Raw genomic sequence first — 2,034 nt, 5'->3', positions numbered from 1 at the left:
AGCCAACAGCCAACAGCCTAGTCGGTTATTCTTTTTCATTTCTCATAAAAACTCAAGGCACAACGTTCTTGGAACTAAGAATGTTGTGCCTTGAGTTTTTCGTTTTCTCAAGATTTTTCAGTGTTATCCGAAGAAATAGATACGCTGAGTTATTGTTAATGACCATTTTATTTTTTCTTTTCTTCCTTTCACAGGGATGCGTATGGTTAGCAAAATATTGCAATCAGTTTTCCGAGGAAGAGATAAAGTGCGTTGTTTAATTGATTAACCATCTCATCATTAAGAGGTTTTATATGAATAAAACATTACTCTGTTTGGGGATCGCAGTAGCTTTGACCGGCTGTGCACGTGATGCTAACCAACCATTAGAAGTATGGAATAACTTTCAGAATAGCAAGATTTCAGCCCAACTCGGTGAAAATCAATCTTTAGCCGTATTTTATCGCCAAGATGATGTTCAAGGACCGGCTGTTAATGTTTATGTTGATGGTCATTATCAGGCATCATTATTACCTAATGCCTTTACCCCGGTTGTGGTTTGTGCTGACAAACATTTATTTAGTTCATCTTTTACGACCAATACAAAATTCGGTAATCGCACTCAAGGGGTGAGCTATACTTTGCCGGTTAATGAAATCACTTATATTAAAGTGACGCAACAAAATGGCAAGTTGAGCTTTACCCGTATGGAAAGTGCGGTTGCAGAGCGAGAAGTTTCTCAATTGCCGAAAGAAAACCAAACGTTATCCCGTGTACCAGCCCCCACCACAAATTGTGGCGCAGGTGTATTAGCCGTGGAATCTTTAGATGCCAGTGCATTATTTGGCTTTAACAAATCCGGTTACAACGATATTTTACCGGATGGCAAAGAAAAAATTAGAGCGTTTGCCGAGAAAGCGAAAGTTATGCCATCGGTGGGGAAAATCATCGTATCCGGTCATACCGATCCCATCGGATCCGCCTCTTATAACCAAGCATTATCACAAAAGCGAGCAAATACAGTGAAATTAGCCTTGCAAAAGGCTGGGGTGACTACGCCGATTGAAGCTGTAGGTTATGGCAAAGCAGAACCTGTGGTGACAACTTGTGATGGTTATAAAGGTGCGCAGCGTAACCAATGTAACCAGCCTAACCGTCGTGTTGAAATTACTGTTTACGGTAAATAATTTATTAGTTAAGGAATAAATATGTCGATTACATTAAAAGTATTAAGTGCAAAAAAAGTGATTGCCTCTCACCAAATTAAGCAAGGTGATACATTAGTGATTGATGCGAGAGATAACTCTAACTATCAATTAATTGACGATCAAACCGGTTTGGGACCACAAAATATTATCGCCAAACGTGAAGGGAAAGATCTAAAAATCTTCTTCGAAGATGGCAATATGAATCCGGATGTCGTGATTAAAGATTACTACGGCGATGAAAATTCAGAAGATGTGACTAACCTAATTGTAGGTCAGCACGAAAATGGCGGTGTCTATGCTTATGTCCCTGAATCCGGCTTAAAAGCCGATGCGGTAAGTATGTTGGCAGAAGATGTTGCCGCACCGCAAGCCTTAGGTGGCGAAGAGCTAAGTAGCGCATTCTGGGCATTTAACCCATGGTGGTTATTAGCATTAGTGCCGTTAGCGGCAGGTATCGCGATAGCAGCACATAATAGTGGTGGAAGTGGCGGTGGTAATGCCGATAATACTGCGGATAAGCCCACTTTAAACGCTGAATCCGATGGTTCCATAACCGTAATACCGGGTGCAGACAACACCAAAGTTGTTGTGCAATATACTGATGAAAACGGCAATGAAAAAACAGCAACGTTGACGAAAGATACAAATGGTGATTGGTCATCAGATAACCCGGATGTCGCACCAAAAGGTGACGGTACATTCACAATTCCTGCTGATAAAGTGAAAGATGGTTCTAAAGTAACGGCTATCGGTACGGATGATAAAGGTAATGCAGCGGATACAGATGCAACGGCAGGCAACAACCCGAGCACCCCACGAGTACCGGGTGATGTAAATGGTGATGGTA

Annotated in this window: 1 protein-coding gene and 1 pseudogene; both read left to right on the top strand. The window is 41.6% G+C overall.

From position 1 onward, the window contains the following. The first annotated feature begins 293 nt into the window (after nucleotides 1–293). Nucleotides 294–1,166, top strand: a complete 873-nt coding sequence (locus tag BKK50_RS11590) for an OmpA family protein (protein WP_077418283.1) — start codon at nucleotides 294–296, stop codon at nucleotides 1,164–1,166. Nucleotides 1,167–1,187: 21 nt separating this feature from the next. Continuing rightward, nucleotides 1,188–2,034, top strand: a pseudogene (locus BKK50_RS11585) (cell wall anchor protein); the annotation flags it as partial.

This window comes from Rodentibacter rarus (genome assembly GCF_001998965.1).
GTDB lineage: Bacteria > Pseudomonadota > Gammaproteobacteria > Enterobacterales > Pasteurellaceae > Rodentibacter > Rodentibacter rarus.
Note: the sequence above shows the minus strand (reverse complement) of the source record. Positions and strands in the feature narration are given on the sequence as shown.